Annotated in this window: 9 protein-coding genes; 4 read left to right on the plus strand and 5 right to left on the minus strand. The window is 70.9% G+C overall.

Annotation, left to right across the window (positions count from 1 at the left end):
- Positions 1-12: 12 nt before the first annotated feature.
- The gene (gene tcuC, locus ACXJKQ_RS11090; protein ID WP_457105801.1) at positions 13-1320 is read left to right on the plus strand and encodes a tricarballylate/proton symporter TcuC; all 1308 of its coding nucleotides are present in this window, start codon (positions 13-15) and stop codon (positions 1318-1320) included.
- A gap of 13 nt (positions 1321-1333) precedes the next feature.
- Here the strand turns inward: tcuC and ACXJKQ_RS11095 are convergent, their stop codons facing one another.
- On the minus strand, positions 1334-1987 hold the full coding sequence (locus ACXJKQ_RS11095; RefSeq protein WP_457105802.1) for a GntR family transcriptional regulator: 654 nt from the start codon (positions 1985-1987) through the stop codon (positions 1334-1336).
- 116 nt (positions 1988-2103) lie between these two features.
- Here ACXJKQ_RS11095 and tcuA point away from each other — a divergent pair, with 116 nt between their 5' ends.
- Together tcuA and addB are read left to right on the plus strand one after the other, a co-directional pair.
- Complete coding sequence (gene tcuA, locus ACXJKQ_RS11100) at positions 2104-3600, plus strand: FAD-dependent tricarballylate dehydrogenase TcuA (RefSeq protein ID WP_457105803.1); 1497 nt, start codon at positions 2104-2106, stop codon at positions 3598-3600.
- Between the two features lie 152 nt (positions 3601-3752).
- Entirely contained in the window at positions 3753-6917 is a 3165-nt protein-coding gene (gene addB, locus ACXJKQ_RS11105; RefSeq protein ID WP_457105804.1) for a double-strand break repair protein AddB, read from the plus strand.
- Positions 6918-7060: 143 nt separating this feature from the next.
- Here addB and ACXJKQ_RS11110 read toward each other — a convergent pair whose 3' ends face one another.
- The 3 genes from ACXJKQ_RS11110 to ACXJKQ_RS11120 form a co-directional block, all read right to left on the minus strand.
- On the minus strand, positions 7061-8290 hold the full coding sequence (locus ACXJKQ_RS11110; protein WP_457105805.1) for an acyl-CoA dehydrogenase: 1230 nt from the start codon (positions 8288-8290) through the stop codon (positions 7061-7063).
- Positions 8291-8400: 110 nt separating this feature from the next.
- A complete protein-coding gene (locus tag ACXJKQ_RS11115; RefSeq protein ID WP_457105806.1) occupies positions 8401-9330 on the minus strand; it encodes an AEC family transporter in 930 nt (309 codons plus the stop codon).
- Between the two features lie 118 nt (positions 9331-9448).
- Complete coding sequence (locus ACXJKQ_RS11120) at positions 9449-9913, minus strand: hypothetical protein (protein ID WP_457105807.1); 465 nt, start codon at positions 9911-9913, stop codon at positions 9449-9451.
- 405 nt (positions 9914-10318) lie between these two features.
- On the opposite strand from ACXJKQ_RS11120, the gene ACXJKQ_RS11125 reads away from it, so the two are divergent.
- On the plus strand, positions 10319-11986 hold the full coding sequence (locus ACXJKQ_RS11125; RefSeq protein ID WP_457105808.1) for a methyl-accepting chemotaxis protein: 1668 nt from the start codon (positions 10319-10321) through the stop codon (positions 11984-11986).
- A 21-nt stretch (positions 11987-12007) separates the two neighbouring features.
- Here ACXJKQ_RS11125 and ACXJKQ_RS11130 read toward each other — a convergent pair whose 3' ends face one another.
- Positions 12008-13213, minus strand: a complete 1206-nt coding sequence (locus ACXJKQ_RS11130; RefSeq protein WP_457105809.1) for a trans-sulfuration enzyme family protein — start codon at positions 13211-13213, stop codon at positions 12008-12010.
- Positions 13214-13237 lie beyond the last annotated feature (24 nt).

The following is a 13237-nucleotide window of genomic DNA, read 5'->3' on the forward strand; positions in this document are numbered from 1 at the left end:
AAGGACGTCAACATGGCCGGTGATGCCGGGGCCGTCGGAGCCACGCTCCAGTCGAGGATCGGCGCGATCCTCCGCTCGACGAGCGGCAACTTCCTGGAGATGTTCGACTTCTTCCTGTTCGGGTTCTACGCCACGTATATCGCGCGGGCGTTCTTCCCCTCGGGCAACGAGACGACCGAGCTGCTCCTGACCTTCGGCACGTTCTGGCTCGGGGCGCTGATGCGGCCCCTCGGGGCGATCGTGCTCGGCGCCTATATCGACCGGATCGGGCGCCGGAAGGGCCTGATCATCACCCTGGCGATCATGGCGAGCGGCACGGTGCTCATCGCCTTCTGCCCGAGCTACGCCACCATCGGCGTCGCGGCCCCGCTGATCGTGCTCGCCGGCCGGCTGCTGCAGGGCTTCTCGGCGGGCGTCGAGATCGGCGGCGTCTCGATCTACCTGTTCGAGATCGCCACCCCCGGGCGGCGCGGCCTCTACACCTCGTTCCAGTCGGCGAGCCAGCAGGTCGCGATCATGTTCGCCGCCCTGATCGGCTACGGGCTGAACGCCTTCCTCACCAAGCAGCAGATCGGCGATTTCGGCTGGCGCATCCCGTTCCTGATCGGCTGCCTGATCGTGCCGTTCATCTTCCTCATCCGCCGCTCGCTGCAGGAGACGCAGGAATTCGCCAAGCGGACCCGCCATCCCAGCACCCGCGAGATCCTGACCACGGTGGCCGCCAACTGGCGGATCGTGCTGCTCGGCATGATGCTGACCACGATGACGACGGTGACCTTCTACATGATCACCGTCTACACCCCGACCTTCGGCAAGAACGTCCTCAAGCTCACCGAGACCGACAGCCTCATCGTCACGCTCTGCGTCGCCATCACCAACTTCATCTGGCTGCCGGTGGGCGGGGCTCTGTCGGACGCGATCGGGCGCAAACCGGTGCTGCTGACGATCTCGACCCTGTCGCTGCTGACGACCTACCCGGCGCTGCACTGGCTCGTGGCAGACCCGACCTTCGGCAAGATGCTCGCCGTGGAGTTGTGGTTCTCGTTCTTCTTCGGCGTCTACAACGGCGCCATGGTGGTCTCGCTCTCCGAGGTCGTCCCCGCCCATGTTCGGGCGAGCGGCTTCTCGCTGGCCTACAGCCTCGCCACCGCCCTGTTCGGCACGGCCACGCCGATGGTCTCGACCTACCTGATCGAGAGGACCGGCGACCGGGCGGCACCGAGCTACTGGCTGATGGCGGCGGCGGCCTGCGGCATCGTCGCGACGCTCGCCCTGTTCCGGGGGCGCCCCGGGCTGGAACGGGTTCCCGCTCACGCCTGAGGGCCGAGGCCGCTCAGGTCTCCTGCCAGATCCGGATCCGGGCCTTGAAGGCGGCCCGGATATGCGCCCGGGCCGCGGCCTCGGCGCCGTCGCCGTCATGGGCGCGGATCGCCGCCACGATGGCGGCGTGCTCGGCGAGGGAGTCGGCCGCGCGTTCGGGGGCCGCGAGGGTGGTGGCGCCCGGCAGCAGCACCAGCGAAAGGCGCATCGTCTCCAGGGTGCCCTGCAGGAAGCGGTTGCGCGCGGCGCCGTGGATCTGACGGTGGAACAGACGGTTGGTCCGCGCCAGCGCGGCTGCGTCGCCCGTGAGCGTCCGGTCCCGGGCGACCATCTCCTCAAGGATCTCGGTCTCGACCGCGCTGGCATGGATCGCCGCGAGGCGCGCCGCCGTCCCCTCGAGCACCTCGCGCAGGTCGTAGAGTTCGCTCACCTGCCCGTAATCGAGCTGCGCCACGCTGGCGCCCCGGTGCGGCTCATGGGCGACGAGGCCCTGCGCCTCCAGCCGCCCGAGCGCCTCGCGGACCGGCGTGCGGCTGATCTGGAACCGCTCGGCGAGGTCCGCCTCGCGCAGCCGGCTGCCGGGGGCGAGCTCGCCCTCCTCGATCGCCCGCAGCAGGCGTTCATAGGCGCCGGCGCCGCTCGGGCGCTCTGCGTCGCTGGCCTTCATCTCCGGCTCTCCTCGCCTCGGCCATAGCCTGAAACCGGGCGCTCCGGAACGCTTGTGCTGAATTGCATGCAGACGTATACAATGCTGCTAGGGCAATCGATCGTGAGGAGGCGGGCATGCAGCGACCGGGCGATGCGCAGTGGGATGTGGTGGTCGTCGGGTCAGGCAACGCCGCCATGAGCGCCGGCCTCGCCGCCCTGGAGCGCGGCGCCTCGGTGCTGATGATCGAGAAGGCCGAACGGGATCTCGCCGGCGGCAACACCGCCTACACGGCCGGCGCCATGCGCGTCGTCTACGCGGGCAACGGCGACCTGATCCCGCTTCTGGCCGATCCCGCTGATCCGCGCCTGCGCCGCACCGATTTCGGTGCCTACACAGCCGAAATGTTCGAGGCGGACCTCCTCGGCTTCAACGACGGCCGGCCGCTCTCGCGGGAGCAGCGAATCCTGATCGACGAGAGCGGCGCGGCTCTGCGCTGGCTCGCGACCCAGGGGGTGAAGTTCGAGCCGATCTATTCCCGGCAATCCTTCGAGAAGGACGGGCGCTTCGTGTTCTGGGGCGGCCTGACGCTCGCGACCCATGACGAGGGCTTCGGCCTCGCCCGGGCCGAGCTAGAGGCCTTCACCGAGGCCGGCGGCGAGATCCGCTACGGTTGTCCGGCCACCGGGCTGATCGTCGAGGACGGGCGCGTCGCCGGCGTGGACACGCCGCAGGGCGCGTTCCGCGCCCGGGCCGTGGTGCTCGCCTGCGGGGGCTTCGAGTCGAACGCCGCCCTGCGGACGCGCTATATCGGCGAAGGCTGGGACAAGGCGCGGGTCCGCGGCACGCCGCACAATCAGGGCGACGGGCTGCGGATGGCGCTGGACCTCGGCGCGAAGGCCCACGGCTTCTACGGCGGATGCCATGCGACGCCGATGGATCTGCACACCCCCGATTACGGCAACCTCGACCTGCCCCACGGCGAGCGCAAGCACTACCGGAAGATCTGCTACTTCCTGGGGCTCATGCTCAATGCTGACGGCGCGCGGTTCGTCGACGAGGGCAAGGATTTCCGCAACTATACCTACGCGCAATTCGGCCGCGCGATCATGGAGCAGCCGGGCCACGTGGCGTGGCAGATCTTCGACGCCAAGGTCGATCACCTGCTCTACAGCGAGTACCGGTTCCACGACGCGCATTTCGTCGAGGCCGAGACCCTGGACGGCCTCCTCGACAAGCTCGAAGRCATCGACCGCGTCGCGGCGCGGCGCACCATCGCGGCGTTCAACGCCGCCGTGGACCAGTCCGTGCCGTTCGACCCGACCGTCAAGGACGGGCGCGGCACCCGGGGGCTCGCCCTGCCGAAGTCGAACTGGGCGCAGGCGATCGAGACCGGACCGTTCAAGGCGTATCCGGTCACGGGGGGGATCACCTTCACGTATGGCGGCGTCGAGGTCGGCGACGACGGCGGGGTGAAGCGGGAGGACGGCAGCGCCATCCCCGGCCTCCACGCCTGCGGCGAGATGGTGGGCGGCGTGTTCTTCAACGGCTATCCGGGCGGCTCGGGCCTGACTTCCGGCGTGGTGTTCGGCCGGCGCGCCGGCTACGGCGCCGCGGCGAATGCGCGGGGCTGAGGACCCACGCTCCATCCTGTGCCCGTGCTGCCAGATCGGGGTGTGAATCCGCGACCCCGCAAAAGGCGCTGGGCACGTCGGGGACCCGCTCGATCCCCGCATCGGCCGCTCGCCCCCTGTCCGGGCTGCCGCGACGGGCGTAGAAGCCCGTCATGCCCCCCCGACAGGCCGTCTTCACAATCACCCGCGGCGTCCCGTTCCTGCCGACGCTCGCCGAGGCGCTGCTCTCGGGCCGCCTCGTCGGGCCGGTGGCGGACGACCCGTTAGCTCTCGCCGCCGTCACCCTCTACCTGCCGACACGCCGCGCGGCCCGGGCACTCTCGGCGATCCTCGCCGACAGGCTAGGCCGCGACGCCCCGGGTCAGGCAACCCTGCTGCCCCGGATGATCCCCCTGGGGGAGGCCGACGAGGCCGAACTCGACCTCGCCGCCGAGCCGCTGCTGGAGGAGAACGCCGATCCGCTCAGCGTTCCGATGCCGCCCCTGGAGCGGCGGCTGATCCTCGCCCGCCTCGTCCAGGCCTGGGCCAGGACCGTGGACCGGACCCTGCTGCCCCTCGACGCCGAGGTGCCGTTCCTCGTGCCGTCTTCCCCCGCCGACGCGATCGGTCTCGCCGGCGACCTCGAACGGCTGATGGATGCGCTCACCGTCGAGGGCCTGCCCTGGTCGGAGATCGGCGCCGCCGTCGAGGCGGAGTATTCCCGCTATTTCGGCCTGACCCTCGACTTCGTGAAGATCGCCGCCGAGAACTGGCCGAAGCTCCTGGCCGAGCGGGGCCTGGCCGATCCCGTCGCCCGCGCCCGCGGCCTCGTGCTCGCCGAGGAGCGGCGCCTGTCGCGCAGCCCGACCCCCGATCCCGTGATCGTCGCCGGCTCCCTCGGCTCGGTTCCCGCCACCGCACGGCTCATCGCGGCCGTGGCGAAGCTGCCCCGGGGTGCCGTGGTTCTGCCCGGCCTCGACCTCGACCTCGATGCCTCCGGCTGGGACGGCATCGACACCGGCGAGGGCTTCTCCCGCGTGATCGCCCATGGCCACCCGCAGGCGGTGCTGCACCGGCTGCTCGGTGCGGAGAACCTCGACCTCGACCGCGCGGAGGTCGTCGCCCTGGGCGAGCCCGAGGCCGGCCAGAGCGCCCGGGCCGCGCTCCTGTCGCAGGCCCTCCGACCGGCCGACACCACCGACGCCTGGGCCGACCTCGATCCGGAGGCCCGCGACACCGTCGCGCGCCATGGCCTCGACGGGCTGGCGCTTGCCGAGGCAGCCGATGAGCGCGAGGAGGCGCTGGTCGTCGCCGTGGCCCTCCGCGAGGCGCTTGAGAGGCCCGGCGCCACCGCGGCCCTCATCACTCCCGACCGGGGGCTCGCCGGCCGGGTCGCCGTGGAGCTGCTGCGCTGGGGGATCGTGGCGGAGGATTCGGCGGGGCTGGCGCTGGCCGGCAGCCCCGCCGGCCGACTCGCCCGGCTCGCGGCCGAGCTCGCGGCGGATCTCGCTCGCGCTCAGGCGGACGCGATCCCGGCCCGGCTGATCGCGCTGCTTTCCCACCCGATGGTCCGCCTCGGCCTGCCGCGCGCCGACGTGGTGCGCGGCGCGGCGGCCCTGGAGATCGGCCTGCTGCGCGGTCCGGTCCCGGCGCCGGGCTTCGCCGGCCTGCGCAACGCCCTCGCGGCCGAGCGCGCCGGGCCGCCGGAGCACAGGCCCCGGGCGAAGCGGCGGTTGACGGATCTCGACTGGGACCTCGCGGCGGACCTCCTCGACCGGCTCGATCTGGTATTCGGGGCGTTTCCGGGGCTGGACGGGGCCGGGGCATGCGACCTCGTCGAAACGGCCACGGGCCACCGGGAAGCTTGCGACCGGCTGATCGCCGGGCCGGAGGATGAGCCCGAGGCGGAGACGGATGGCTCCCTGTCCTGCCTCGACGCGCTGTTGGACGACCTTGAGATGGCCGAGCCCGGCCTGATGCCTGGGCGGTTCGACGATTACGCCACTTTCTTCACCGCCCTAGCCCGGGAGCGCACCGTCGCGTGTTCCGGCGAGGCGCCGCATCCGCGGCTGCGCATCCTCGGTCTGCTGGAGTCGCGTCTGCTGTCCGTGGACCGGGTCGTGCTCGGCGGCCTCGACGAGGGCGTCTGGCCGGTGCGCACGCTGACGGATTCCTTCCTCAACCGACCGATGCGCGAGCGGGTCGGCCTCAACCCGCCCGAGCGGCGGATCGGCCAGATGGCCCACGACTTCGTGCAGGCGCTCGGTTGCCGGGACGCGCTGATCACCCGGGCGCTGAAGCGCGAGGGTGCGCCGACCGTCCCGTCGCGGCTGATCCAGCGCCTGCGCGCGCTCGCGGGGGATGCGCGTTGGGATGCCGTCCTGGAGGCGGGCCGCCGCTTCACCGACCTCGCGGCGCGGCTGGACACTGCCCCCGCGGAGCCCCGGCTGAAGCGTCCCGCGCCGAAGCCGGACCCGGCCCTGTTCCCGCGCTCGCTCAGCGTCACCGAGATCGAGACGCTGGTGCGCGATCCCTACAGCATCTTCGCCCGGCACGTGCTCGGGCTCGATCCCCTCGACCCGCTGGCGGCGGCCCCGGGCGTCGCCACCCGCGGCTCCCTGGTGCACGACGTCTTCGCAGCGTTCGCGAGCCGTCATCCGCAGGACCTGCCCCCGGATGCGGCAGTGCGACTGCTCAACCTCGCGGTGAACGCCTTCGCCGACATCGAGGCGGAGTACCCGAACCTCTACGCCGAGTGGTGGCCGCGCTACGAACGCATGGCCTCGGCCTATCTCGCGTGGGAGGCGCAGCGCCGGCCAGGCCTGACCCGGGTCCACCCGGAGGTCTCCGGACGCTGGGTGATCCCGATGGGACGCGAGACCTTCACACTGCGTGCCCGGGCCGACCGGATCGAGCTGTGCCCGGACGGGACCGCCTGCATCGTCGACTATAAGACCGGCACGCCGCCCTCTGCCAAGCAGATCTTCTCCGGGTTCTCGCCGCAGCTCACCCTGGAGGCCGCGATGCTCATGCACGGCGCCTTCGTGGATCTGCCGGCCGTGAAGCTGACGCCGGACCTGCTCTATGTCCACGCCTCGGGCGGGCGTAAGCCCTTCGTGCCGGTGCCGGTGAAGCCGCCGAGAGGCGAGGAGCGCGCCGTCGCGGCGATCGTGGCCGAGCACGCCGAGCGGCTGCGGGGGCTGGTCGCCCGGTTCATGACCGGCGAGGCCGCCTACACGGCCCGGCCCTATCCGCAATACGCCAGCAAGTACGGCGCCTACGACCACCTCGCCCGCGTCTTGGAATGGTCGCTGGCCGGGGATGAGGGCGGGGAGTGAGGCGCGCGGTCCTGCTCCGCTTCATCCCATCCAAGCCCTTATCCTGAGGTGCCCGCGACAGCGGGCCTCGACGGAGCCCTCCTTCGAGGCGGCTTCGCCGCACCTCAGGATGAGGTGTCTGGTGGGAGGCGCGACCCAGAGCCTCAGAAGAACGCCTGCAGCCCCGTCTGCGCCCGCCCCAGGATCAGTGCGTGGACGTCGTGGGTCCCCTCGTAGGTGTTCACCGTCTCGAGGTTCTGGGCGTGGCGCATCACGTGGTACTCGCCCATGATGCCGTTGCCGCCGTGCATGTCCCGGGCCGTGCGGGCGATGTCCAGCGCCTTGCCGCAATTGTTGCGCTTGACCAGCGAGATCATCTCGGGCGCCATCCTGCCCTCGTCCATCAGCCGCCCGACCCGCAGCGAGGCCTGGAGGCCGAGGGCGATCTCGGTCTGCATGTCGGCGAGCTTCTTCTGGACGAGCTGCGTCTGCGCCAGCGGCCGGCCGAACTGCTTGCGCTCCAGCGTGTAATTGCGCGCGCGGTGCCAGCAATCCTCGGCGGCGCCCAACGCCCCCCAGGAGATGCCGTAGCGCGCCCGGTTGAGGCAGCCGAACGGTCCCTTGAGACCGGAGACGTTCGGCAGCAGCGCGTCCTCGCCGACCTCGACCCCCTCCATGACGATCTCGCCGGTGGTGGAGGCGCGCAAGGAGAGCTTGCCCTTGAGGGTCGGCGCCGAGAGGCCCTTCATGCCCTTCTCGAGGACGAAGCCGCGGATCGCGCCCTCGTGGGCCTCGGACTTCGCCCAGACCACGAACACGTCCGCGAAGGGCGCGTTCGAGATCCACATCTTGGCGCCGGTGATCCGGTAGCCGCCGTCGATCTTCTCGGCCTTGGTCTTCATGCCGGCCGGGTCCGAGCCGGCATCCGGCTCGGTGAGGCCGAAGCAGCCGATCCATTCGCCCGAGGCGAGCTTCGGCAGGAATTTCCTCCGCTGCTCCTCGGAACCGTAGGCGTGGATCGGGTACATCACGAGGGAGGATTGCACACTCATCATCGAGCGGTAGCCGGAATCCACCGCCTCGACGGCGCGCGCCACGAGCCCGTAGGCGACGTAGGAGGCGCCCGCGCAGCCGTATTCCTCAGGGAGCGTCACGCCGAGGAGGCCGAGAGCGCCCATCTTCCGGAACAGGCCAGGATCGGACTTCTCGGTGGCGTAGGCCTCGACGATGCCGGGCAGCAGCTGCTCCTGCGCGAAGCTCTGGGCGACGTCGCGGATCGCCCGCTCGTCCTCGGTCAGCTGATCCTCCAGCAGGAACGGATCCTCCCAGACGAAGCGGGCGGAGGCGGTGGCCGACGGAGAGGCGCTGCCCGGAGGGCGCATCGGAGCGTTCATGGGTCTTCCTCGCGTGGGGTTGCGCCCGGCCTCCGGAGCCGGCGCTTGTCGCTACCCTAGACCCGCCGAAGCCGCCGTCCAACGCGCCCGGTGACGCCTGGCCTCCGCCGTCACGCCCGGCCGAGCAGCATGAGCCAGGCAACCGTCGTCAGCGGCGCCAGCAGGGTCGAGACCAGCACTGAGGCCGCCACCATCCCGGTCTCGGTCTTGTAGCGCGCCGCCAGAAGGTAGGCGTTGATCCCCACCGGCATGGCGGCGAACAGGGTCGCGACCCCGGCATAGGCCGGCGGCATCGCGAAGACGTGGAAGGCCAGGATCCAGACCGCCAGCGGGTGCAGGATGTTCTTCAGGCCGGCAATCACCAGGGCGCCCCTGAGGTCGAACAGTACCCGGTAGCGCTTCAGGCCGGCGCCCAGAGCCACCAGCGCGCAGGTCGAGGCGGTGCCCGCGAAGGCGTCGATCACGGACCGGGCGATCCCGGCGGGCGCAAGCCCGAGGCCCTTCATCGCCATCCCGATCAGGAGCGCCACGAAGATCGGGTTGCGCAGCAGCACCAGGACCAGCCCCCGGACCCGTGCCGAGAACGGCAGGCCGGACTCGGATTCGATCAGGAAGGTCGCGCTGCCCATCATCAGCGGCAGGTGCACGGCGAGCAGCATGAACAGCGGGAAGGCCCCCTCCTCGCCGTAGGCCTGAAGGATCATCGGGACGCCGACGAACACCGTGTTCGACTGGCTCGCCGCGAAGCCGTGGAGGATCGCGCCCCGCCGCTCGATCCCGGCGCGTCGCCGGGCGATCAGCGTGCCCGCGAACCACGAGAGGCCGGCGCCGCCGAAATACGCCACCCAGTAGGACCACGCCACCGTGCCGCTCATGCCGGGCTTCGTCAGCGTGGCGATGATCAGCGCCGGGACGGCCACCGCGAACACGTATTCCGACAGGCCGTCGCTGACCTTGTCGGAGAGTAGACCCGTGAGCGCCGCCGCCCATCCGATCAGAACGATCCCGAAGATCGGGGCGATGATGGCGAGGGCGTTCACAGGTCCGGGTGACGTGCTGGGAGAGGGATCGGCCGCCCATAGCACGCCGCCGCCGTCTCAAGCGCCGGCGGCGCGTGAATGGGACGCCGGCGCGTGCCGAGGGTCCGAGGCGCCCGGCCTACTTGTTCTCCAGCACCTTCATCGGGTCCGTGCGCTGGCTCGCGGGCGGCTCCCGGGTGAGTTTGGCGCCGCCCTCCTGCTGCACCTTGACGTCCCGCGGCGAGCCGGGACCGCCCACCGCACGACCGCCGTCGTTGCTCTGCGTCGGCACGGTGCCGGAGGCCAGTTCGAGGCACGTCACCATCTCGACGTAAGAGGGATAGCCCCCGGCCTTGAACTGGTCCTCGCACTGCCGCTTCGCGGCCGGGGTGTAGTCGCCCCAATGCCGCTCGGCCTCCGTCCTGGCGTCGCGCTCGGAGCGGAGGCAGCCGTCGTAGTTGGCCTTGTCGCTGATCGACGTGTTGGTCACCTGTGCCGACCGGCAGGTCTTCTCGACGTCAAGGTTCGGCACCGCGTCGGCCCAGGCCGGGCCGGCGAGACCGCCGAGCAGGATCGCCGCGACGGCGGTTGAGATCGGTTTCATGACGTTCGAATCTCACGGTTGACTGCGCCCGCAGGAGGCTTCGCCGTCAGAACGCGCCAGCGCCCGTTTGGTACCGGGTCGCCCGTGCCATCCAGAGCCTTTTCGTCCCGCGCCATGGCGGATCACCGGGGCGCGGGCCGGCTTCGGATCGCGAGGGACGGTTCAGGAGAATACAGGATTTCACCGCGCCCGTGACCTTATAACTCGGATACGAATAGATATGATATGATATAAATTGGGTTATTTTCATGTCTTTACGCAGAAGTGTGAGGATATTTCCGTAAAACTACATCGATATAACCAAGCATCGATCTTTGAAACTTTCAAACAACGATCTAATGATACGTCTCGTCGGCGTTGATGCTCGCGAAGGGCGTGTAATTCGCGCGCTAGGTGGTTATGATCATGATCAATACAATCAAGGGTCGGCTCTTCGTCCTGCTCGGCCTGCTGGGCGCTCTTCTGCTGGCCTCCGCACTCGTCGGCCAGTTCGCGCTCACGCGGAGCAACGACAATCTCCGGACCGCCTATGAGAATCGGGTCGTGCCCCTGAGCCAGTTCATCGCCATGCGCGAGGCCTACGATCGGATCGTCGACGCCTCGCGGGAGGTGCGCGAGAACGTGGCGGATCCGCTCCACGCGGCGACCCGGGTCGCGATGGGGCTCGCCACGGTCGACCAGCACTGGTCCGCCTATCGCGCGACCGCCCGCACGCCCGAGGAGATGCTGCTCGTGGCCGACATGCAGAAGCAGGTCGATCGGAACGCTTCGATCACGCAGGGTGTGCTGGACCGACTGCGCGGGCGCCAACTCGACGGCTACAGCGCCGCCCATCTCGCGCTCAACCAGATGATGATACCGACCGTCGCGGTCCTGTCGAAGCTGACGGCGCTGCAGCTCCGGGAGACCCGCGCCGAGTTCGAGCGCGCCCAGGCGACCGCGGCCTATTCCAGGCTCCTGCTGATCGGCCTCCTGGCGGCGGCGTCCGTGGCGATCCTCTTCGGCCTCCGCACGGTGCTGGCCCGGGTGACCCGCCCGCTCGATCAGGCGACCCGCCTCATGGGCCGGCTGGCCTCCGGCGACCTGGACGCGCCCGTCACGGGCGCCGAGCGGCGGGACGAGATCGGGGCGATGATCCGGGCCGTGCAGGTCTTCAAGGACGCGATGATCGCCAAGCGGACGGCCGACGCGGCGGCCGCGATCGAGGCCGAGGCCAAGGCGCGTCGGGCCACGGTGCTCGGTGACCTCACCGCGCGCTTCGAAGCGGATATCTCGGCGCTGACCGGGAGCCTGGCCGGTGCCGCCTCCGAGATGGAGACCACGGCCCAAGCCATGACGCGCGTGGCGAGCCAAGCCACGCAGCAGGCCGCGACGGTGGCCGGGGCCGCCGCGGAGACGTCCGGGAACGTCCAGACCGTGGCGGCTGCGACCGAGGAGATGGCCGCATCCGTGGACGAGATCGTGGCGCAGGTGACGCGATCGGCGCAGATCGCCGATCGCGCGGTGGAGAGTGCCACACGCAGCGGAGCCACGGTCCGGCATCTGGCCGCCACGGCTGAGCGCATCGCCGCCTTCGTGGACGTGATCGCCCGTATCGCGCGTCAGACCAACCTGCTGGCCCTGAACGCCACGATCGAAGCCGCGCGTGCGGGCGAGGCGGGCCGCGGCTTCGCGGTGGTCGCCGGTGAGGTGAAGGAACTGGCGGAGCAGACCGCGAAGGCCACCGGCGAGATTGGCGAGCGGATCGGCGAGATCCAGTCCGCCACCGGCGAGGCTGTCGGCGACATCGAGGCGATCAGCCGGATCATCGGCGAGATGTCGGGCGCCGCGACGGCGATCGCCGCCGCGATGGACCAGCAGGGCGCCGCGAGCCGGGAGATCGCCCGCAACGTGCAGCAGGCGGCCCGGGGGACCGAGCAGGTGACGCAGACCATCGCCGGCGTCCGCGACGGGGCGAGCCAGACGGGGGCCGCAGCCGCGCAGGTCCTGCACGCCGCAGAGACGCTGTCCCGTCACTCCGAGGGCCTGACGCGGGAGGTCGGCGCGTTCCTCGGCAGCGTCAAGGCCGCCTGAGCGACCGGGCGGATCGCCCGCTCAGGCGGCCCCGTGCGCCGAATTCAGGGCTCGGTCCAGATCGCCGTAGAGGTCGTCGGTGTCCTCGATGCCCGTGGACAGGCGCAGCAAATCCGGCGGACAGGGGCTGCCCGGACCCTCCACCGAGGCCCGGTGCTCGATCAGGCTCTCGACGCCGCCGAGGGAGGTCGCCCGTTTCCACAGCCGCACCCGCGCCGCCGTGGCGATGGCGCCGGCCTCGCCGCCGGCCACCCGGATCGACAGCATGAAGCCGAACCCGTCGCGCATCTGCCGGCGGGCGACCGCATGCCCGGGGTCGCCGGGCAGGCCCGGATACAGCACGTGGGACACCTGCGGGTGCCCAACGAGGCGTTCGGCCAGGCGCTGGGCGCCCGCCGCCTGCGCGGCCGCCCGCAGGTGCAGGGTGCGGAGCGAGCGCATCAGCAGATAGGCCTCGAAGGGTCCGAGGATGCCGCCGCTTCCGGCGCGGATGGCCTGGATCCGCTCCCAGAAGGCGTCGGCCCGGGCGGCGGCCAGCACGCCCGCCACCACGTCGGAATGGCCGTTCAGGATCTTCGTGGCCGAATGCATCACGAGGTCGGCGCCGCGTTCCAGGGGGCGCGTATGGACCGGGGAGGCGGCGGTGGAATCCACCGCGAGGCGCGCCCCCGCCGCGTGGGCGATCCCGGCCGCCGCGGCGATGTCGGTGACGGTCCACAGGGGATTGCCGGGGGTCTCGATCCAGACGAGCTTGGTCCGGCCCGGCTCGACCGCGGCGCGCAGGGCGTCCAGGTCGTCGGTCTCCACGAAAGTCACGGTGAGGCCGCGCCGGGGCGCCTCCGCGCGCAGCCAGCGCTTCAGCGCCCAATACATCACGGTGCCGGCGACCACGTGGTCGCCGGGCTCCAGGGCGCCGAACACCGCGGTCGCCGCCGCCATCCCTGAGCCGAACAGCAGGGCACCGGCCCCGGCCCCCTCCAGCATCGCCAGGACCGATTCCGCCTCGCGCACCGTGGCGTTGTCGGGCCGGGCGTAGCTGTAGCCCGAGCTGTAACCGTTATCGGGATCGCGGATGAACGTCGTCGAGACGTGCAGCGGCATCACCACGGCCCGGGTCTCGGGTTCGATCCGGCCCATCGCCTGGGCCGCGAGGCTCCGGTGGGTGAAATCCGGGCCTGCGTCGGCGCGGGTATCCGCCGGCCCCTGCGGCGCGTTAGGCTGTGGCATCTGACGATTTCTCGGCGGGTGGAG

It is taken from the genome of Methylobacterium sp. P5_C11 (assembly GCF_054049775.1).